Origin of the sequence: Pseudomonas guangdongensis (assembly GCF_900105885.1) — a bacterium.
Taxonomy (GTDB): Bacteria; Pseudomonadota; Gammaproteobacteria; order Pseudomonadales; family Pseudomonadaceae; genus Geopseudomonas; species Geopseudomonas guangdongensis.
The window spans coordinates 2,661,433-2,681,329 of record NZ_LT629780.1 but is presented as its reverse complement, the minus strand read 5'-3'; the positions used below and the strand labels follow the sequence as shown (position 1 = coordinate 2,681,329).

15 protein-coding genes and 1 pseudogene are annotated in these 19,897 nt (G+C 66.8%); 9 read left to right on the top strand and 7 right to left on the bottom strand.

What is annotated here, in order from left to right; genetic code table 11:
• The first annotated feature begins 126 nt into the window (after nt 1-126).
• Nucleotides 127-1,128: a sulfate ABC transporter substrate-binding protein gene (locus BLU22_RS12585; RefSeq protein ID WP_090215105.1), complete on the top strand. Its 1,002-nt coding sequence runs from the start codon at nt 127-129 to the stop codon at nt 1,126-1,128.
• Nucleotides 1,129-1,183: 55 nt separating this feature from the next.
• Here BLU22_RS12585 and BLU22_RS12580 read toward each other — a convergent pair whose 3' ends face one another.
• The 3 genes from BLU22_RS12580 to BLU22_RS12570 form a co-directional block, all read right to left on the bottom strand.
• Nucleotides 1,184-2,077 carry an EAL domain-containing protein gene (locus BLU22_RS12580; RefSeq protein WP_157718998.1) on the bottom strand — a complete coding sequence of 298 codons (894 nt, stop codon included), beginning with the start codon at nt 2,075-2,077 and terminating at the stop codon, nt 1,184-1,186.
• 218 nt (nt 2,078-2,295) lie between these two features.
• Nucleotides 2,296-2,913, bottom strand: a complete 618-nt coding sequence (trhA, locus tag BLU22_RS12575) for a PAQR family membrane homeostasis protein TrhA (protein ID WP_090215101.1) — start codon at nt 2,911-2,913, stop codon at nt 2,296-2,298.
• A 187-nt stretch (nt 2,914-3,100) separates the two neighbouring features.
• The gene (locus BLU22_RS12570; protein ID WP_173867179.1) at nt 3,101-4,396 is read right to left on the bottom strand and encodes a tyrosine-type recombinase/integrase; all 1,296 of its coding nucleotides are present in this window, start codon (nt 4,394-4,396) and stop codon (nt 3,101-3,103) included.
• Between the two features lie 511 nt (nt 4,397-4,907).
• Between BLU22_RS12570 and BLU22_RS12565 the strand changes: the two genes are divergently transcribed.
• From BLU22_RS12565 to ftsH, 8 genes and pseudogenes are all read left to right on the top strand, one after another.
• A complete protein-coding gene (locus BLU22_RS12565; protein WP_090215098.1) occupies nt 4,908-5,810 on the top strand; it encodes a sensor domain-containing diguanylate cyclase in 903 nt (300 codons plus the stop codon).
• A gap of 190 nt (nt 5,811-6,000) precedes the next feature.
• Nucleotides 6,001-7,074, top strand: a complete 1,074-nt coding sequence (gene ada, locus BLU22_RS12560) for a bifunctional DNA-binding transcriptional regulator/O6-methylguanine-DNA methyltransferase Ada (protein WP_090215095.1) — start codon at nt 6,001-6,003, stop codon at nt 7,072-7,074.
• A complete protein-coding gene (locus tag BLU22_RS12555) occupies nt 7,071-7,973 on the top strand; it encodes a DNA-3-methyladenine glycosylase family protein (protein ID WP_090215092.1) in 903 nt (300 codons plus the stop codon). The genes ada and BLU22_RS12555 overlap by 4 nt, the downstream gene beginning before the upstream one ends.
• A gap of 145 nt (nt 7,974-8,118) precedes the next feature.
• Nucleotides 8,119-8,868 (top strand): fumarate/nitrate reduction transcriptional regulator Fnr, encoded by a 750-nt coding sequence (gene fnr / locus BLU22_RS12550; RefSeq protein WP_394327526.1) that lies wholly within the window; start codon nt 8,119-8,121, stop codon nt 8,866-8,868.
• 180 nt (nt 8,869-9,048) lie between these two features.
• A complete protein-coding gene (locus tag BLU22_RS12545) occupies nt 9,049-9,561 on the top strand; it encodes an Hsp20/alpha crystallin family protein (RefSeq protein WP_090215088.1) in 513 nt (170 codons plus the stop codon).
• Between the two features lie 114 nt (nt 9,562-9,675).
• A pseudogene (mgtA, locus tag BLU22_RS12540) lies at nt 9,676-12,216 on the top strand (magnesium-translocating P-type ATPase); the annotation flags it as partial.
• Between the two features lie 190 nt (nt 12,217-12,406).
• Complete coding sequence (locus BLU22_RS12535; protein ID WP_090215085.1) at nt 12,407-13,525, top strand: CapA family protein; 1,119 nt, start codon at nt 12,407-12,409, stop codon at nt 13,523-13,525.
• A gap of 293 nt (nt 13,526-13,818) precedes the next feature.
• Entirely contained in the window at nt 13,819-15,627 is a 1,809-nt protein-coding gene (ftsH, locus tag BLU22_RS12530; RefSeq protein ID WP_090215083.1) for an ATP-dependent zinc metalloprotease FtsH, read from the top strand.
• A 106-nt stretch (nt 15,628-15,733) separates the two neighbouring features.
• Here ftsH and BLU22_RS12525 read toward each other — a convergent pair whose 3' ends face one another.
• From BLU22_RS12525 to BLU22_RS12510, 4 genes are all read right to left on the bottom strand, one after another.
• On the bottom strand, nt 15,734-17,323 hold the full coding sequence (locus BLU22_RS12525; RefSeq protein WP_090215081.1) for an ABC-F family ATPase: 1,590 nt from the start codon (nt 17,321-17,323) through the stop codon (nt 15,734-15,736).
• 184 nt (nt 17,324-17,507) lie between these two features.
• The gene (locus BLU22_RS12520) at nt 17,508-18,218 is read right to left on the bottom strand and encodes a DUF1294 domain-containing protein (RefSeq protein ID WP_090215078.1); all 711 of its coding nucleotides are present in this window, start codon (nt 18,216-18,218) and stop codon (nt 17,508-17,510) included.
• Nucleotides 18,219-18,232: 14 nt separating this feature from the next.
• Complete coding sequence (locus BLU22_RS12515) at nt 18,233-19,066, bottom strand: undecaprenyl-diphosphate phosphatase (protein WP_090215076.1); 834 nt, start codon at nt 19,064-19,066, stop codon at nt 18,233-18,235.
• A gap of 283 nt (nt 19,067-19,349) precedes the next feature.
• Nucleotides 19,350-19,817: a DUF3429 domain-containing protein gene (locus tag BLU22_RS12510; protein ID WP_090216448.1), complete on the bottom strand. Its 468-nt coding sequence runs from the start codon at nt 19,815-19,817 to the stop codon at nt 19,350-19,352.
• Between the last annotated feature and the right edge of the window lie 80 nt (nt 19,818-19,897).

The window sequence follows — 19,897 nt, the reverse complement described above, 5'->3', positions numbered from 1 at the left end:
AGGGCGTTCATGCCCGCCCATGCTTATGCGATGATCGAAGATAAAGATAACTAAATATTCTTTTGTGGAATAAGCGGCAATTTCCTATAGTCCGGCTTTCTTCCGTTCACCCCCAGGGATTGCCCGATGAAGCGACTGCTCACTTCCTCCCTGCTGGCCGCCAGCGTGGCGCTGGCTTCCGGCGCCGCCCAGGCCGCCACGCTGCTCAACGTCTCCTACGACGTGATGCGCGACTTCTACAAGGAATACAACGTGGCCTTCCAGAAGCACTGGCAGGCCGAGGGCAACAAGCCGCTGCAGATCCAGATGTCCCATGGCGGTTCCAGCAAGCAGGCCCGCGCGGTGATCGACGGCCTGCCGGCCGACGTCATCACCATGAACATGGCCACCGACATCAACGCCCTGCACGACATCGGCAAGCTGATCCCGCAGAACTGGGCGAGCCTGCTGCCGGACAACAGCGCGCCCTTCACCTCGGCCACCGTGTTCATCGTGCGCAAGGGCAACCCTAAGGGCCTCAAGGACTGGCCGGACCTGCTCAAGGACGGCGTCGAGGTGGTGGTGCCCAACCCGAAGACCTCGGGCAACGGCCGCTATACTTACCTGTCGGCCTGGGGCTACGTGCTCAAGCAGGGCGGCGACGAGGCGGCGGCGCGCGAGTTCGTCGGCAAGCTGTTCCGCCAGGCGCCAGTGCTGGACACCGGCGGCCGCGCGGCGACCACCACCTTCATGCAGAACAAGATCGGCGACGTGCTGGTGACCTTCGAGAACGAGGCGGAGATGATCGCCCGCGAATTCGGCCGCGGCGAGTTCGAGGTGGTCTACCCGAGCGTCTCGGTGCAGGCCGAGCCGCCGGTGGCGGTGGTCGACAAGGTGGTCGACAAGAAGGGCACCCGCGCCGAGGCCGAGGCCTACCTCAAGTACCTGTGGTCCGACGAAGGCCAGCGCATCGCCGCCGCCAACTACCTGCGCCCGCGCAACCCGGCGATCCTCCAGGAGTTCGCCGACCGCTTCCCGCAGGTCGAACTGCTCGATGCGGTGAAGACCTTCGGCGAGTGGCCGCAGATCCAGCAGACCCACTTCAACGACGGTGGCGTGTTCGACCAGACCTACGGCGCCCAGCAGTAACGTCCAGGTCGGCGAAGAGGCAAAAGGCCCGGCGGGTTCGCTCCCGCCGGGCCTTTTACCGTTCTGGCCGTGCCCTGCGGCGCAGCCGGATTGCCGTACCTATGCCAGCGCCGCCGGGCGCGACACCGCAGGCGTTGCGGCACCGTCGCGCAGCAGCGTCGGCTGCGGACGGGCATAGTAGTAGCCCTGCAGCAGGTCGCTGCCGGCGTCCACGCAGAGGCGGTGCTGCTGCGCCGTCTCGATTCCACACCGCCTGGGCGCCGAGGTCGTGGATGATCCCGATCAGCTTGGGCAGGATCAGCCGCGCGCGCGGGTTGACCTCGGCCTGCTGGATCAGGTGGCGATCCAGCTTCACCAGGTCCGGGGTGAGCTGCCAGAGGCGGTCGAAATTGGAGTGCTGGCAGCCGAAGTCGTCCATCGCGATGCGGAAGCCGCGTTTGCGGTAGGCCTGCAGGGCGGTCTGCAGCAGTTCCAGCTGGTCGACGCTGGCTTCGAGGATTTCCAGCACTACCTGCTGCGGCTGCAGGCCGCACAGGGCCAGCAGTCGTTCGAAGGCGGCGCCGTGCTCCTGGGCCACGGCCGCCAGGTGGCGGCCGCTGACATTGAGGAACAGCAGTTGCCGGCCCGGCTGCTGGCGGACGAAGTTGAGCGCATGCACCACCCGGCACAGGCGATCCAGATACACCGCCTCCTGCGGCGTGCGGGCACAGGCGAAAGCGGCGCTGGGCGGCAGATAGGCGCCGCTGTGCGGGTCGAGCGGGCGCAGCAGCGCCTCATGGGCCAGCGGCTGCAGCGTGACGGCATCGAGCAGCGGCTGGAAGTGGCTGTGCAGGCGCAGGCGGGCGAAGTGCCCCGACACGCCGTCGGCGGCGGCGCTCAGGGCCAGGCCGTCGCCCCAGAGGGTTTCCTGTTCGGTGCGGAAATGCTGTTGCAGGGCTTCCAGTGCCATCGTCGGGGTGCCTTGAGCAGGATCGGGAGTGCGGGGCCGGCGCGACGGGCGACCCCGACCGGCGCGGCGGGGCGCGCGGGCTTGTCTGCTTATGATCTTAAGTGCTTTATTTTTGCTGCGGAAAGCACTTATGGATATATGCAGAGATTGAAAAGACATGGCCGGGCGAGCGGGGAGAGCGCCCGTCGTGCTTGGCGCCGCGCCCTCTGCGGCGGGCCTCAGACCACATAGAGCGTCACCGTCACGTAGTGCAGGGTGCTGCCGGCGATCACGAACAGGTGCCAGATGCCGTGCCCGTGGCGCAGGCGCCGGTCGAGGACGAAGAAGACGATGCCTACCGTGTAGAAGATGCCGCCGGCCAGCAGCCAGCCCAGCCCGCCGGGGCCGAGCGCGCTGGCCAGCGGCTCCAGGGCCAGCACGGCGCTCCAGCCCATCAGCGCGTAGATCACCAGCGACAGCCGGCGCGCTTCGGAGCGCGGCTTGAGTTCCTGGAGTATGCCCACCAGCGCCATGCCCCAGACCAAGCCGAGCAGCGACCAGCCCCAAGGCCCCTGCAGGCTCACGACGCAGAAGGGGGTATAGCTGCCGGCGATCAGCAGGTAGATCGACAGGTGATCGAGCTTGCGCATGATCGCCTTGGCTCGCCCGCGCACGCTGTGATAGACGGTCGAAACCACGTAGAGCAGCACCAGGCTGGCGCCGTAGACCGCGATGCTGCCGATCTTCAGCGGCTCGCCCTCCCAGAGTGCCTGGACCAGCAGGCAGAGCGCGCCGATGCTGGCCAGCACCGCGCCGACCAGATGCGTCCAGGCGTTGAAGCGCTCACCGTGATACATGGCAGCCTGCCTCGCGGGCCTGGCCCGCAATCGATAGGGGGCATAAACACAGTTCAGCACAGGGCGGCGAGGCGTGCGCGGCCGGATTCCGCCTCGGGCCGGAGCGCGGAGCGGCGAGAGCGCCGCGGCCACGGGATTCGCGGCCGCGGGCCGCCTAGGTGAGCACACGGCGGGCGAGGCGCGCGGTTCAGTCCTTGATGCGCAGGTGCTTGACCGAGTGGGCGCGCTGCTCGTCGAGGGAGTTGTAGTAGGTGTTCTGGGTGGTGCTCAGGCTGTTGTGACGCAGGTCGGCCTGCAGATCCTTCATGTCGCGGTGCGGCGCGTCGAAGGTCGCCGAGGTGTGGCGCAGCCAGTGCAGCGAGGCGGAGCGCAGGTGGTCGACCTCGTCGTTGCTCCAGCCTTCCTCGACCATGCGCTGCAGGGCGCGATCGAAGACCTGTTGCAGGAGCAGGCGCAAGTGGCGGTCGGACAGCCCGGCGCGGCCCTTGAGGGTGCTGAGCAGCGGGTGGGTTTCATGGGGCGAGGGCAGGGCAGGCAGCCCCAGATGGCGCCGGTAGCGGGTCAGGTAGTTCTGGATGTAGTCGTCGCGCACGCTGATCTTGGCCGCCTTGTTGCCCTTGCCGACCACATGGAACCACCAGTTGCCGGTGGTATCGCGGCGGAAGTCGCCCATGGTCGGCTCCCAGTTGTCGCGGCCGACCAGATCGGAAACGCGCAGGTACATGGCGAACAGCGTGGCGAGGATGAACAGGGTGCGCTCGTGAACCTCGGGCTCGGCGTCGGCCATCTGCTCGGCGGTTTCGATCACGTAACCCCATTGCAGCGGCGTGAGCGAGCGCCCGGAAACGTCCAGGGTGTTGCGCTGCTTGTAGACCGACTTCTGCTTGACCGCGCGGAACGGGTTGACCTCGGTCAGGCCCTCGTCGATGGCGTGCTGGAAGAAACTGCCGCAGACGGCGAAGACCTGGGCGACCGAGCCCTGGGACATCCGGTAGGGCCGCTGCTCCTCGGCAACGGCGCCGCTCTCGCTCAGCGAGCGGTTGCGCTTGGGCGTGGTGACGCTGAACGGCCGCCAGTCCTCGTTGACCGCGTAGGTGTCGGATTCGAGCTTCTTGCGCCCGCCGATACGCACGAAACGCGAGCGGACCATCGGCCCGATCCAGTCCCGGGGCGGACGCAGGCAGAACTCCATGAAGGCTTCGGCATCGCGCCGGCGCAGTTCGAGCAGCGGCTTGCCGGCGACCAGCATGGACCACAGCAGCAGCCGCTCGACATGGGTGCGGTAGGAGTTGAAGGTCGGCTCGTTGCCGGCATAGGACTTGAGGAACCCGCGCACGGCCAGATAACCCTCGACCACCTGCAGTTCGGGCGGAAAGCCGGCGAGATACGCGCGCACGGCCGGCAGTTCCTCGCTCAGTTGCAGAAAGTTCAGGTCCAGAAAGCGGTTATAGGTTTCGAACAGCGGTTGCGGTGCGTTGGGCATGGGAGGATTCCGTGGCGTGGTGCAGAGCGATGCCGGGTGGGACAGGCCGATACCGTACCCGAAAGGCCGGCGCTTTGCCGCCCATGGGCCGCTTCAGCCCGGTGGTTCGGCGCGTAGCACCGTGCGTGCCGCCAGAAGGCCCGGCAGCATCGGTGCCCAGAAGCTCAGGCCGCAAATTTGCAGCCAAGGTCGTGGGGGGGACCGGGCAACCATCAATGCAATATCCGATAATCACCAGACCCGGAAATTGCATATATTGCACGACAATAGCTTGAGCGCCACCCAGAACACCAACTACACGTCCGTCGACGAACAGCGCGCGCACTCGATGAAGAACCTGTGCATCACGGTACCGGACACTGCTACTGGCGAATGCTTTCGACCCAAAGCAGCTTTTCGTGACAGGCCCAAGCCAGCTCGGTAGCCGCTCTTGGCGTCGAGAAAATTCCGTGCATTTCACCTTTAGGCTGACTAATGTGCCATCCATTAAACCACTCAGAAGAAGTGCGTCATGGTCAACGTCGAGCAGATGAAATCAATTCTTGATGCTTTGCCGGATCCCGCCTTTATCCTGTCCCGCACTGGCAAATATGTTGCGGTGTTTGGTGGCCGTGACAAGCGCTATTACCACGACGGCTCCGGCCTGGTTGGCCTGTATCTTTCGGACTTGATCAAGCCTGAAAAAGCCAACTGGTTTCTCGAACAGATCGATTGGGCGCTGGCGTCCCGGAAACTGCTCGTCGAGGAATACGAACTGAGCAACAAGGATGTGAAGGGTTTGCCCGATGAGGGACCCGAAAAGCCGATCTGGTTCGAGGGACGCATCCAGGCCCTGAGTTTTGCTGTGGACGACGAGGACGTCGTGCTCTGGGTCGCAAGCAATATCTCGGAGCGGCACGACCTGGAGGTCAGGCTGCGGGAGCTAAGCGATACCGATCAGCTGACAGGCCTTTTCAACCGGAGAAAACTGGAACATGACCTGACGCTGCACTACGAGTCATACGTTCGGTATTCGGTACCGACCTGCATCTTGATGTTCGATCTTGACAACCTCAAGAAAATCAATGACAGCCAGGGTCATCACGTTGGCGATGAGGCGATCCAGGCGGTAGCCAACATTTGTCGCTCGGCACTTCGCAAGACCGATTGCGCCTGCCGTTTTGGTGGCGATGAGTTTGTAGTCGCCCTGCCCAATACCGGACATGAACAGGCAATGCAGTTCGCCAGGCGTATACATGATCTTTTCAGGGAAGAACTCGGTAAGTTCTCGGTGGACGGCATTGCTGTCACGGCGAGTATGGGGGTGACGACCATGATCCCGGAAGATCGCTCATACGAAGACACGATAAAACGCGCCGATCAAGCGCTGTACGAGGCCAAACACGGGGGTAAGAACAGGATTGTTTCGGCCTGAGGCAAGCCGTATTCGCAGGTCTGGGTTCATCCGCGTTCCGTCCGCTCTTCCCGGAATGGTTCGCCTCTCCCCTGCTCCTCCTTGCGAAATGCTCTTTTGCGGGCAGCGAATTCGAAAGCAAGACCCGGAGTGTGTCCGACTCCTGCCAGCTCTACAGTAGGCGGCGTCGAACTCGTGGGATACTCCGGACATGTCCAAGTCAACCGAACAATCTGCCGCCACGACCCTGGCCGATCCGCGCTGGACCCGGGTGGTCGCCCGCGACCCGCTCGCCGATGGCCGTTTCTGCTATGCGGTGCGGACCACGGGTGTCTACTGCCGCCCCTCGTGCGGCGCGCGCACGCCGCGACCGGAGAACGTCCGCTTCTTCGCTTCGGCCGCCGCCGCCGAACAGGCGGGATTCCGCCCGTGCAAGCGCTGCCGTCCCGACCAGCCTCCACTCGCCGAGCGGCAGGCTGCCCTGGTAGCCATGTTGTGCCGGCAGATCGAGGCCGCGGACACGCCGCCTAGCCTGGCAGAGCTGGCGCGTGGCGCCGGGATGAGCACCTCCCATCTGCATCGCCTGTTCAAGGCGGTCACCGGCGTGACGCCGAGGGCCTACGCGGCGGAACTCCGCGCCCGCAAGGTCCGCACGACGCTGGGCGGCGGCGGCAGGATCACCGATGCGATCTACGCGGCCGGCTACAACTCGTCCGGCCGCTTCTATCAGGAGTCGGCGCACCTGCTGGGCATGCCTCCCGGGAGCTTCCGCGACGGCGGCAACCGGGCGGTCATCCGCTTCGCGGTGGGCGAGTGCTCGCTGGGCTCGATCCTGATCGCCGCCAGCGAACGCGGCGTCTGCGCCATCCTGCTCGGCGACGATCCCGATGCCCTGGTCCGCGACCTCCAGGACCGCTTCCCCAAGGCCGAGCTGATCGGCGCGGATGCCGCCTTCGAGCAACTGGTGGCCACGGTCGTCGGCTTCGTGGAAATGCCCGGGCGCGGAATCGACCTGCCCCTCGACGTGCGCGGCACCGCCTTCCAGCAGCGCGTCTGGCAGGCACTGCGGGAAATCCCGGCCGGCACCACGGCGAGCTATGCGGAAATCGCCCAGCGCATCGGTGCGCCCAAGGCCGTGCGCGCCGTGGCGGGCGCCTGCGCGGCCAACGCGCTGGCCGTGGCGATTCCCTGCCATCGGGTGGTGCGCAGCGACGGCGGACTTTCCGGCTATCGCTGGGGGGTTGAGCGCAAGCGGGCGCTGCTCGAACGGGAGGCCACGCCGTGACCACCAAGCTTTCCTGCGCCATGGCGCTGGGCGCCACCTTCCGTCCCCAGGATATCCTGGCCTTCCATCGCCGCGACCCGCAGGCCATCGCCGAACGGGTCGATGCGGCCGCGCTGCACAAGGGCCTCGTCTGGGGCGATGCCGCGGCCTGCCTGTCCATCGAATTCCACCGCGGCCGGGCACAGGCGTGCCTGTCCGTCGACGGCGCAGTGGCGGAGGCCGGACAGCCAGCCTTCGAGGCCATGGTCCGCCGCATGCTCGGCCTGGAGCAGGAGGTGGAAGCCTTCGAACAGCGCCACCGCCGCCATCCCCAACTCGGCCCCCTGCTCGCCCGGCAGGCCGGCCTGCGCGTACCGCTCACCGCGACCCCGTTCGAGGCGCTGACCTGGGCGATCACCGGCCAGCAGATCAGCGTCGGCGCCGCCGTCGCCCTTCGTCGCAAGCTGGTGATGGCGGCGAACGTGCGCCATTCCGGCGGCCTGCTGTGCTACCCGCAGGCTCCCCAGGTCGCCGGGCTGAGCGAAGCGACCCTGCGCCGGGCCGGCTTCTCGGCAACCAAGGCCGGCGCCCTGCTGGCCCTCGCCAGAGGGGTGATGGAGGGTCGCTTGCCCCTCGACGACTGGATGCGCACGCTCCCGGTCGAGGAGATCCGGACGCAGCTCGAGGCGCTGCGCGGCATCGGCCCCTGGACAGTCAACTACGCGCTGCTGCGCGGTTTCGGCTGGCTGGATGGCTCGCTGCATGGCGATGCCGCCGTGCGCCGCGGGCTGCAGGCGCTACTCGGCCAGCCGGAGCAAGTCAGCGAGGCGCAGGCGCGGGCCTGGCTGGCGGAGTTCTCGCCCTGGCGCGCGCTGGTCGGCGCGCATCTCTGGGCGATGCAGGCCTCAGACGTCTATTGAGTGCGGAGCCAGGCCCGCGCGCAACGCGGCGCGAGTCCTCCAGGCGGTCGAGCAAGCACATGCCCGGCAACCGCTGCAGGCCTTACCCATGCCACGCATGACCTAGACTTTTCTCACCGCCCGTATGCCGTCACAGGAGTTCCGCATGCCGGATCGATGCGCCCGCCATGGTTTGCCTCTGCGACCGGTCACCGCCATGCATTGCCAGGCCTGCCGAGTGCGTGCGCACTGCTTTCCGCTCAACCTGGGCTGTCGGGAGCTGGCGGCGCTGGAGGCGATCATCCAGCGCAGTCGCCCGCTGCAGCGCGGCGAACACCTGTACCGGGCCGACGATCCTCAGGCGAGCCTGTATGCGGTGCGCAGCGGTACGCTGAAAACCTATCTGCTGAGCAGCGACGGCAACGAGCAGATTACCGGCTTCCATCTGCCGGGCGAACTGCTCGGCCTCGATGCGCTGGGCCGCCACAGCCATCCGGGCTTTGCCGTGGCGCTGGAGACCAGCATGCTGTGCAGCATTCCCCTGACCCGCCTGGAAACGCTGGCCGGCAGCCTGCCGCAGTTGCGCGGTGAACTGCTGCGGGTGATGAGCGAGGAAATCCAGGCCGATCAGCGACGGCTGGGGCTGCTTCGTTGCACCGGCGAGGAGCGTCTGGCCGGTTTTCTCCTCGACCTGGCCGGCCGCTTCGGCCGGCGCGGGTTGTCCGCGCGACACTTCATCCTGCCGATGAGCCGCTGCGAGATCGCCAATTACCTGGGCTTGACCAGCGAGACGGTCAGTCGCCTGCTGGCCCGCTACAAGCGCAACGGCCTGCTGGATATCGATGGCCGCGAAGTGCGGCTGAAGCACCTTGGGCTGCTTTCCCCGTTGCAGCTCAAGGACATTCCCCAAGGCTGATAACTTTTCGGAGTGCGGATTTCGACAGGGTTGGCCATTCAGCTTTATTATGTTTAATCAGAGATATCGCCCGTTTATGACATCACTCAGTTTCGGCTTGATAAAAGTCAAGGCGATGGTTTTTCCGCCAGCGAACATGAACGTCAGGCCCCGTCGCGGGGCACACTGGAGGAATGTGCGATGGCAACCGACAACAAGATTCCCGTGGAATCCGACAAGACCGAGAAGCGCCCTCACCCGCTCGAAAGCCTGCGCCGTCAGGTCGACCGCCTGTTCGAGGACTTCGATCTACGGCATTTCCCCTTCGCTCGCAGCAGCCTCGACGTGGAGCCGTTCTGGAAGCGCGAGCTGACCATCAGCGGCATGCCGGCCGTGGATATCGTCGAGAAGGACGGCGCCTACGAGCTGACGGCCGAGCTGCCGGGCATGGACGAGAAGTGCCTCGAAATCAAGCTGAACAACGGCATCCTCACCCTCAAGGGGGAAAAGAAGGACGAGCGCGAGGAGCGCAAGAAGGACTACTACCTGTCAGAGCGGCACTACGGCGCCTTCCAGCGCAGTTTCAGCCTGCCCGAGGGGGTCGATGCGGAGAAGATCGAGGCCCACTTCGGCAACGGACTGCTGACCGTCACACTGCCGAAGAAGCCTGAAGCGGCAAAGGCGGAAAAGACCATCGATATCAAACCGCGCTGACCGATCCGCAAGCCCCGCCGCTGCGGGGCTTTCTCCTTGGCCCTGGGGCATTCCATGCCTGCGCCCTTCCCGCCCCACCCGCAGGACCCGCTCTCGCCGGCCGATCCTGCCGCTTACTGGAGTCGTCCGGCCAGCGACCTTTTGCTCGAACTGGGCAGTTCTCCCCAGGGCCTCGAACCGGCCCTCGCGGCCCAGCGACTGGCTTGCGCCAAGATGCCGTCGCCTGCACGACGTGGCTTTGTGCGACTGCTGTTCGAGCAGCTGCGCAGCCCGCTGGTGCTGATCCTGATTTTCGGTGCCTGTATCGCGCTGCTGGTGCAGGACTGGCTGGAGGCGTTGATCATTCTGATCATCGTGGCCTGCAGTGCGCTGCTTGGCGCCTGGTACGAGCACCGCGCCTCGCAGGCCATCGAGCAGTTGCGCCGACGCATCGCCGTGAAGGCGCGAGTACGCCGTGGCGGGCAGGTGCAGGAGATACCCGCCAGCGAGGTGGTGCCGGGCGATGTCGTCGAACTGTCGGCCGGCAGCCTGATCCCCGCCGATGGCGTCCTGCTGGACGCTCGGGGCTGCTTCGCCAGCCAGGGCCTGCTGACCGGGGAAACCTTCCCCGTCGAGAAGCAGCCGGGCACGGTGCCCGTCCATGCGGCACTGGCCGAGCGCAGCAACTGCCTGTTCATGGGCTCCTCGCTGCGCAGCGGCAGCGCAACCCTGCTGGTGGTCAGGGCTGCTGCCGACAGCGAGTTCGGGCATCTCTCCGCGACCCTGGCCCTGCGTCCGCCGGAAACCGAGTTCGAACGCGGCCTGCGGCACTTCGGCACGTTGCTGCTGCGGGTCATGCTGGTGATCACCGTGCTGGTGCTGGGCGCCAACATCCTGCTGCAGCGCCCGACCCTCGACACCCTGCTGTTCACCGTGGCACTGGCGGTGGGACTGTCGCCGGAGCTGCTGCCGGCGATCCTCGGCATCACCCTGGCCCGTGGCGCGCAGCGCATGTCCCGGGCCGGGGTGATCGTGCGCCACCTCAATGCCATCGAGAACCTGGGCGCGATGAACGTGCTGTGTACCGACAAGACCGGCACCCTGACCCGCGGCGTGGTGTGCCTGGACGGTGCGCTGGACATCGACGGCCAGCCCTCGTCCGCCGTGCTGCGCATGGCCTGGCTGAATGCTCACCTGCAGACCGGCCTGCGCAATCCGCTGGACGAAGCCATCGTCGCGGCGGCGCAGCAAGCCGACGACTGCCGCAAGCTCGACGAGATTCCCTACGACTTCACCCGCAAGCGCCTCAGCGTGCTGGTTCGCCAGCCGGACGCCGCCTATCCGCAGACCCTCACCAAGGGCGCTCTGGAAACGGTACTCGAGGTGTGCACCTGGGTATCCGACGGCACCCGGGAAACCCCGCTCGACGCCAGTACGCTGGCTGCCATCCGCGAGCGCTATGCCCGCTGGAGCGGCGCGGGCTATCGGGTGCTGGGGCTGGCGCGCAAGACGCTAGCCGCCGAGGCGGACAAGGCCGAAGAGCACGGCATGACCTTCGTCGGCTTCCTGCTGTTTTTCGATCCACCGGAGCCCGGCGTGCAACAGACCCTCGCCGCGCTGCATGAGCTGGGCGTGCAGGTCAAGGTGATCACTGGCGACAACCGTCTGGTGGCGCAGCATGTCGCCGAAGCGGTGGGCATCGCCGTAGAGCGCGTGGTCACCGGCAGCGAACTGGCGCAGATGAAGGACGAGGCCCTGCTCAACCTGGCGCCGCGGATGGCACTGTTCGCCGAGGTCGATCCGAACCAGAAGGAGCGCATCATCCTCGCCTTGCAGAAGACCGGCCACGTGGTCGGTTTCCTCGGCGACGGCATCAACGACGCACCGGCCCTGCATTGCGCCGATGTCGGCATCTCCGTCGACAATGCGGTGGATGTGGCCAAGGAAGCCGCCGACTTCGTGCTGCTCAAGCACGACCTCGACCTGCTGCGCCAGGGCATCGACGAAGGCCGGCAGACCTTCGCCAATACCCTCAAGTACATCTTCATCACCACCAGCGCCAATTTCGGCAACATGCTGAGCATGGCCGTGGCTTCGCTGTTTCTGCCCTTCCTCCCGCTGCTGGCCAAGCAGATCCTGCTCAACAACTTTCTCTCCGACATTCCCGCCGTGGGCATCGCCAACGATCGCGTCGACCGCGAGTGGCAGCGCATGCCGCACCGCTGGGACCTGCGCATGGTGCGCGACTTCATGATCGGCTTCGGCCTGGTCAGCTCGCTGTTCGACCTGCTCACCTTCGCCGTGCTGCTGTGGTTCGCCGGCGAGGTGGCCGAACTGTTCCGGACCGGCTGGTTCGTCGAATCGCTGCTCACCGAGGTGCTGATCATCTTCGTGGTGCGCACCTGGAAGCCCTGCTGGCGCAGCCGGCCCGGCCGGTTGCTGCTGGGCAGTTCGCTGGCCGTCATCGCCGTTACCCTCGCCCTGCCCTACAGCCCGCTGGCGACCTGGTTCGGCCTGGTGCCGCTGCCACCGACATTGCTGCTGGCGCTACTCGGTATTTCCCTGCTGTATGCCGGCAGCTCCGAGCTGTTCAAACGGGTTTTCTACCGTCACCACCAGCACCCCGGCGGCCGCGCCCGTCGCCAGCGTGGCCAGGTGCCGCCGCGCCGCCTGTAGGGCACAGAACCGGCCGGCGGGTTCCGCTCCGCGACGGGCTGCGGTGATCTTTACTCTGGATGTGAGTACGCGCCGTGCATCTCGAACTGCCACCGGGGATGCAAGGGACGAGGACAAGCGCCCATAACGCCAGGGACGACCACGACCCTCCGGCAACCCGCGGCGCGACCGGCGCCGCAAGGTGGACTCCATGGCCAGCGCCCCGCTCAGCCTGTTCCTGCTCGGCGACTTCATGCCGGCCCGCGGCATCGACCAGATCCTCCCGCACCCCGGCGATCCGCGGCTGTACGAAGATTTCGTCCACGATGCCAACGACTATGTAGCCCTCGCCGAGCGGCGTTGCGCCGTCATCGAGCGGCCGGTGGACTTCGCCTACCCCTGGGGCGATGCCCTGGCCGAGATCCGCCGCCGCCGGCCGCAGGTCCGCCTGATCAATCTGGAAACCGCCCTGACCCGCCACGGCCGCCCCGAGCCCAAGGGCATCAACTACCGCATGAGTCCGGAAAACTTCCCGCTGCTGCAGGCCGCCGGCATCAACTGCTGCGTGCTGGCCAACAACCATGTGCTGGACTGGGGCGAAACCGGCCTGCGCGATACCCTGGACACCCTGCGCGCCCACGACCTGCCCTGGGCCGGCGCCGGTCTCGATCTGCAGCAGGCCCAGGCGCCGGCCGTGCTGCCGCTGCCGGATGGCCGGCGCCTGCTGGTGTTCGCCTTCGGTCTGCCGGACAGCGGCATTCCCCCGCACTGGGCCGCGGCTGCCCATCAGCCGGGCGTGGCGCGCCTGGACGACCTGTCGCCGCGCAGCCTGGGGCGGGTCGCGGCGCTGATCGGCCAGCAGCGCCGCGCCGGCGACCGGGTGCTGGTTTCGCTGCACTGGGGCGACAACTGGAGCTTCGCCATCCCCGAAGAACAGCGCGCCTTCGCCCATGCGTTGATCGACCGGGCCGGCGTCGATCTGATCCATGGCCACTCCTCGCACCACATCAAGGGCATCGAGGTCTACCGCCAGCGGCTGATCCTCTATGGCTGCGGCGACCGCCTCAACGACTACGAGGGCATCGAGAGCCATGGCGTGTTTCGTGGCGAACTGGGGCTGCTGTACTTCGCCGCACTGGGCGACGATGGGCGCCTGCTCGACCTGGAGATGGTGCCCACCCGTCTGCACCGCCTGCGCATCGAGCAGGCCGCGGATCTCGACCGGCACTGGCTGTACGAGACCCTGCTGCGCGAATGCGCCCCGCTCGGCTGCACGGTGCATGTGCAGGACGGCAACCTGCGTCTGGACTGGCAGAGCGCGCAACCCTGACGAACCTGCTCGAAAAGCTGTGGGTACGGCACGCCATCGCTCGCTCCCGCCGCCTCCTCCCCGCACTGTTAATCCGGTGCACGGTAGGGGGTTGCGAATGCACTTATCAAATACATTATGTTAAACAACGGCTGTAGATGAGCCACCTTGCCGAGCAGCGAGTTGCCTGTTCGCACCCCATGCAGAACGGTGCATCGCCTCTCTTCTCCCCCATGGCGCAGCCGCGCAGCGAAGCCCGGGCATGGCCGGAGGGCTATCCTGCACAGGCCGAACCTGCACAACCGGAGCCGCGCATGGACAAGAAGTTTCAGTGGAACGCCTGGTACTTTCTGCTCGCCTTCAGCCTGCTGCTGGTGTTTCAGGGCTGGTGGAGCGAGCGCCGGGCGGTCGAGCCGATCGCCTATAGCGAGTTCCTCCGCCTGCTCGACGCCGGCAAGCTCACCGAGCTGCGCATCGACCAGCAGCAGATCAGCGGCAAGCTGCTCGACCCGATCAACAACCGCAGCCATTTCGTGACCAACCGCGTCGATCCGCAACTGGCCGAGGCGCTGGCCCGCTCCGGGGTGCAGTTCGCCGCCGTCAAGCAGAATACCGCCCTCTCCGCCCTGCTCTCCTGGCTGCTGCCGCTGGTGCTGATCTTTGCCTTCTGGAGCTTCCTGTTCCGGCGCATGGCCGACCGCCAGGGACTCGGCGGGCTGGTCAACGTCGGCAAGTCCAAGGCCAAGGTGTACGTCGAGCGCGATACCGGGGTGACCTTCGCCGATGTCGCCGGGATCGACGAGGCCAAGGCTGAGCTGGAGGAGATCGTCTCTTTCCTCAAGGACCAGCCCCGCTACAGCCGCCTCGGCGCGCGGATTCCCAAGGGCATCCTGCTGGTCGGCCCGCCCGGCACCGGCAAGACCCTGGTGGCCAAGGCGGTGGCCGGCGAGGCCGGGGTGCCGTTCTTCTCGATTTCCGGCTCGGAGTTCGTCGAGATGTTCGTCGGCGTCGGCGCCGCGCGGGTCCGCGACCTGTTCGAGCAGGCGCGCAAGGCGGCGCCGTGCATCATCTTCATCGACGAACTGGACGCCCTCGGCAAGGCCCGCGGGGTCGGCGCCTTCGGCGGCAACGACGAGAAGGAACAGACCCTCAACCAACTGCTCGCCGAACTGGACGGCTTCGATCCGCGCGAAGGGGTGGTGCTGCTGGCCGCCACCAACCGCCCGGAAATTCTCGATCCGGCGCTGATGCGCGCCGGCCGCTTCGACCGGCAGATCGTCGTCGACCGCCCGGACCGCAAGGGCCGCGCGGCGATCCTGCGGGTTCACATCAAGCGTATCCAGGCTGCCGCCGAGGTCGATCTGGAGCAGCTCGCCGGCCTCACTCCGGGGTTCACCGGCGCCGACCTGGCCAACCTGGTCAACGAAGCGGCGATCACCGCCACCCGGCGCGGCGCCGAGCAGGTGAGCATGGACGACTTCACCCGCGCCGTGGAGCGCATCGTCGCCGGCGCCGAGCGCAAGGGTCGCCTGCTGCAGCCCCACGAGCGCGAGGTGGTGGCCTGGCACGAAATGGGCCACGCGCTGGCCGCCAGCGCGCTGCCCGGCATGAACCCGGTACACAAGGTGTCGATCATTCCGCGCTCGATCGGCGCGCTGGGCTACACCCTGCAGCGGCCCACCGAGGACCGCTTCCTGATCACCCTGCAGGAACTCAAGGACCGCATGGTGGTACTGCTGGCCGGGCGCGCCGCCGAGCAGCTGCTGTTCGGCGAGGTCTCCACCGGCGCGGCCGACGACCTGGCCAAGGTCACCGACATCGCCCGGCAGATCGTCACCCGCTTCGGCATGAGCGCCGAACTGGGCCAGGCCGTGCTGGAGCGGCAGAGCAACAGTTTTCTCGGCGAGAGCGTGATCGCCATGCGTGAGAAGGACTACTCCGAGCAGACCGCCCGCGAGGTGGACCTGGCGGTGCGCGCGCTGATCGACGCCGCCTACGCCCGCGCCGGAGAAATCCTGCAGCGCCGCCGCGCGGAGCTGGATGCCGGCGCGCGGCTGCTGCTGGAGCGCGAAACCATCACTCCCGAGGAGTTCGCGCCGCTGCGCCCGCAGCCCACCTCCTGAACGACAAAGCGCGCGCCAGGCCAGGGCCGGACGCGCGCTCGAAGACCGGGCCGGATGCCCAGGCCGGTCGCTGCGGGCAGGGGGCCGAGGCGCCCTGCCCTGTGCCTCAGACCGCTACGCCAAGGCTGCGCAGGTAGTCGTCGTAGCTACCGCTGAAGTCGGTCACGCCGTTTTCCGACAGCTCGATGATGCGGGTGGCCAGGGAGCTGACGAACTCGCGGTCGTGGCTGACGAAGATCAGCGTGCCCGGGTAGTTCTCCAGCGCCAGGTTGAGCGCCTCGATCGACTCCATGTCCAGGTGGTTGGTCGGCTCGTCGAGCACCATCACGTTGGGCTTGTTGAGGATCAGCTTGCCGAACAGCATGCGGCCCTGCTCGCCACCGGAAATCACCTTGACCGACTTCTGGATCTCGTCGTTGGAGAACAGCATGCGGCCGAGGGTGCCGCGCACCAGCTGCTCGCCGCCCTGGGTCCACTGCGCCATCCAGTCGAACAGGGTCATGTCGTCTTCGAAGTCGGCGGCATGGTCCTGGGCGTAGTAGCCGACCTCGGCGCTCTCGGTCCACTTCACGCTGCCGGCATCGGGGGTCAGCTCGCCGACCAGGGTGCGCAGCAGGGTGGTCTTGCCGATCCCGTTGGGGCCGATGATCGCCACGCGCTCGCCGGCTTCCACGGTGAAGCTGAAGTTCTTGAACAGCGGCTTGCCGTCGAAGCCCTTGGACATGTGCTCGACGGTGACCGCCTGGCGGTGCAGCTTCTTGGTCTGCTCGAAGCGGATGAACGGGCTGACGCGGCTGGACGGCTTGACCTCGGCGAGCTGGATCTTGTCGATCTGCTTGGCGCGGCTGGTGGCCTGCTTGGCCTTGGAGGCGTTGGCCGAGAAGCGGCTGACGAAGGTCTGCAGCTCGGCGATCTGCGCCTTCTTCTTGGCGTTGTCGGCCAGCAGCTGCTCGCGCGACTGGGTGGCGGCGGTCATGTATTCGTCGTAGTTGCCGGGGAACAGGCGCAGTTCGCCGTAGTCCAGGTCGGCCATGTGGGTGCACACCGAGTTCAGGAAGTGCCGGTCGTGGGAGATGATGATCATGGTGCTGTTGCGCGCGGTGAGCACGCCTTCCAGCCAGCGGATGGTGTTGATGTCCAGGTGGTTGGTCGGTTCGTCCAGCAGCAGCACGTCCGGGTTGGAGAACAGCGCCTGGGCCAGCAGCACGCGCAGCTTCCAGCCCGGCGCCACCTCGCTCATCGGCCCGAAGTGCTGGGCCAGCGGAATGCCCAGGCCCAGCAGCAGCTCGCCGGCGCGCGATTCGGCGGTATAGCCGTCCATCTCGGCGAATTCGGTTTCCAGTTCGGCGACGGCCATGCCGTCCTCCTCGCTCATCTCCGGCAGCGAGTAGATGCGGTCACGCTCGGCCTTGACCCGCCACAGCTCCTCGTGACCCATGATCACGGTGTCGATGACGTTGAATTCTTCGTAGGCGAACTGGTCCTGGCGCAGCTTGCCCAGGCGGGTATTGGGTTCGAGCATCACCTGACCGCCGGACGGCTCCAGGTCGCCGCCGAGGATCTTCATGAAGGTCGACTTGCCACAGCCGTTGGCGCCGATCAGGCCGTAGCGGTTGCCGTTGCCGAACTTGACGGAAACGTTTTCGAACAGCGGCTTGGCGCCGAATTGCATCGTGATGTTTGCGGTAGAGATCAAGGCCAGTATCCACGGGGGTTTCAGAGGGAGTGGCTCAGCGACGGTGCCATTCTTGTACCAGTTTGCTACCCATTCGCCGCCGGAAGCCAAAAAAAGCGAACCCCGCCGGAGCGGGGTTCTGTGCGGCAGTATACCAGATGCATGACGCCCCGAGGCCGGCGATGGCCATGGGCGGGCCGGACGGCTACGCCCCGCCACCGAGCAGCGCCAGCCAGGCGCCGCCGTAACGACCGCCCAGCCACAGCCAGTCGCACCACAGCGCCTGATGCAGCAGGACAATCCCCCAGAACACCACCTGATACGAAACCTTGCGGGTCTTGTGGCGGAACACCTGCTGGGCCAGCAGCGCGCCCGGCCAGCCTCCGAACAGCTCGACGGCATGCAGGGTGCTTTCCGGTATGCGCCACTCGCGCTGTTCGGCGCGGCGCTTGTCGTGCCAGTACTGGAAGAAACTGACCAGGCTGGCCAGGGCGTAGGCAGCCAACGGCCAGACGAGGCCCCACAGCTGCAGCATCCGCCACGCGCCGGCGAGCGGCAGCACGCAGAGTCCGAGCAACAGCGCCAGCTTGAGTGGCCAGTTGCGGATACCCGCCGAACCGGCGCGCGGCGGACGCTCCCGGCGCGCCGGCTTGTCCGCCGGAGTCACGCCCGGACGGGGTTTGCGCCGGATGGCCGGCCGGTCGAGGCTCAGCGCCTCAAGACGCATGTGCCGGGCGCGCAACCGCCCCTGCGGGTCGCGCTCGGCAATGAACAGGACCGTCTCGCCCGCCTGGGGCCGCCGCTCGCCACGCATCGCCGAAATGTGCGCAAACAGCGGCTCGCCACCCGTTTCCGGCTGGATGAAGCCGAATCCCTTGTCGTCGTTCCAGCTTTTCAGCACGCCGCGCTGTTCCATAGCCCGTGCTCCCCCTATCCCTGTGCAGTGCTCCAATCGATCATGCCCAGTTGCCAGGTGGCCAGGATCAGCAGGCCGAAGGCGATGCGATACCAGGCGAACACCGCGTAGCTGTGGGTGGCGATGAAGCGCAGCAGGGCGCGCACGCTGAGCATGGCGAAGACGAAGGAGGCCACGAAGCCGAGGGCGAACACCGGCAGGTCGCTGCCGTTGTCGAACAGGGCGCGGTGCTTGTAGCCGGAGTAGACCGCCGCACCGACCATGGTCGGCATGGCGAGGAAGAAGGAGAACTCGGTGGCGGCCTTGCGCGACAGGCCGAACACTAGGCCGCCGATGATCGTCGAGGCCGAGCGCGAGGTGCCGGGAATCAGCGCCAGACACTGCGCGCAGCCGACCTTGAGGGCCTGCTGCCAGCTCATGTCGTCGACCGTCTCGGCGGCGATGGCATGCTGGCGCTTCTCGGCCCAGAGCATCACCACGCCACCGATCACCAGCGCGCTGGCCACGGTGATGGGGTTGAACAGCCACTGCTCGATCAGATCGGCGAAGGCCAGGCCGAGGATCACCGCCGGGAAGAAGGCGATCAGCAGGTTGCGGGTGAAGTTCTGCGCCTGGCGCTCGCGCGGCAGGCCGACCACCACGGCGAAGATCTTGCGGCGGAACTCCCACATCACCGCGAGGATCGCGCCGAGCTGGATGATGATGTTGAAGGCCTTGGCGCGCGCACCGTCGAAACCGATCAGGTCGGCGACGATGATCTGGTGGCCGGTACTGGAAATCGGCAGAAACTCCGTCAGACCCTCGACGATGCCGAGAATCAGCGCCTGGATGGCGACCCATAACTCCATACAACACTCCCTTGGCGCGCCCGGGCGCGCGATTGTTCGATCTGGGCGAAAGCGCGGCACAGAGCCGCGGGGCGGCATCCTAGCAGATAGGCACAACGGCGCGAGGGATGGTCGTGGTCCGGGGCTGCAATCGGCACGCCCGACACGGCCGCAAGCCCCGTGAGCGCCGCGCCCTCGTCGCGACGCACCTCGCCCCTGAACCGGCCTCAGCGCGAGCCTGCCGCAGAAGACCGGGATCGCCTGGGATCGCCAGGCAGCGCGGACCGCAAGGCGCCCCGCCGACTCAGGCGAACAGCACGCCCAGCCAGGCGACCAGCAGGCTGAGGCTCACCACCAGGGTCAGCGGCCCGCGCAGGACCGGATACCAGGCCGGCGCCAACTGCAGGCGCACCGCGCGCAGGTCGGCCAGGTACAGGGCGACGAAGCAGAGCAGGAAGATCGGGATCGCCAGCACCACCGGCATGCCGAAGGAGATCGCCGCCCAGCCGAGCAGCGGCGGGATCACCGACAGGCCGAGCTGCATCAGCGCACGCAGGTCGTCCTGCTCGCCGCGCATCGCCAGCCCCCAGTGGATCGCGCCCATGAAGGCGAGGATCACCGCCGCATAATCGAGCAACGCGGTCAGCACCAGCGGACGCCAGCCCAGCGGGGTCAACCAGATACCCAGCGCACCGCTGACGAAGGGGATCAGTCCGGCGCAGCCGAGCAGCCAGGCCAGTTGCGGCGGACGGGGAGCGTTGAAGGGATGCATGCGGAACTCCTTGCTCATCACGAAAAAATGGCGAGACCCTCGGGGCTCGCCATCCTTGCCTCTTTGCCGGCACGCAGCGC

What these genes read in the sequence shown, in the direction of transcription:
- BLU22_RS12570 (WP_173867179.1), bottom strand. Translation starts at nt 4,396, where the DNA reads ATGCCCAACGCACCGCAACCGCTGTTCGAAACCTATAACCGCTTTCTG.
- BLU22_RS12585 (WP_090215105.1), top strand. Translation starts at nt 127, where the DNA reads ATGAAGCGACTGCTCACTTCCTCCCTGCTGGCCGCCAGCGTGGCGCTG.
- BLU22_RS12535 (WP_090215085.1), top strand. Translation starts at nt 12,407, where the DNA reads ATGGCCAGCGCCCCGCTCAGCCTGTTCCTGCTCGGCGACTTCATGCCG.
- BLU22_RS12515 (WP_090215076.1), bottom strand. Translation starts at nt 19,066, where the DNA reads ATGGAGTTATGGGTCGCCATCCAGGCGCTGATTCTCGGCATCGTCGAG.
- BLU22_RS12580 (WP_157718998.1), bottom strand. Translation starts at nt 2,077, where the DNA reads ATGGCACTGGAAGCCCTGCAACAGCATTTCCGCACCGAACAGGAAACC.
- BLU22_RS12520 (WP_090215078.1), bottom strand. Translation starts at nt 18,218, where the DNA reads ATGGAACAGCGCGGCGTGCTGAAAAGCTGGAACGACGACAAGGGATTC.
- BLU22_RS12510 (WP_090216448.1), bottom strand. Translation starts at nt 19,817, where the DNA reads ATGCATCCCTTCAACGCTCCCCGTCCGCCGCAACTGGCCTGGCTGCTC.
- ftsH (WP_090215083.1), top strand. Translation starts at nt 13,819, where the DNA reads ATGGACAAGAAGTTTCAGTGGAACGCCTGGTACTTTCTGCTCGCCTTC.
- trhA (WP_090215101.1), bottom strand. Translation starts at nt 2,913, where the DNA reads ATGTATCACGGTGAGCGCTTCAACGCCTGGACGCATCTGGTCGGCGCG.
- BLU22_RS12565 (WP_090215098.1), top strand. Translation starts at nt 4,908, where the DNA reads ATGGTCAACGTCGAGCAGATGAAATCAATTCTTGATGCTTTGCCGGAT.
- BLU22_RS12545 (WP_090215088.1), top strand. Translation starts at nt 9,049, where the DNA reads ATGGCAACCGACAACAAGATTCCCGTGGAATCCGACAAGACCGAGAAG.
- ada (WP_090215095.1), top strand. Translation starts at nt 6,001, where the DNA reads ATGTCCAAGTCAACCGAACAATCTGCCGCCACGACCCTGGCCGATCCG.
- fnr (WP_394327526.1), top strand. Translation starts at nt 8,119, where the DNA reads ATGCCGGATCGATGCGCCCGCCATGGTTTGCCTCTGCGACCGGTCACC.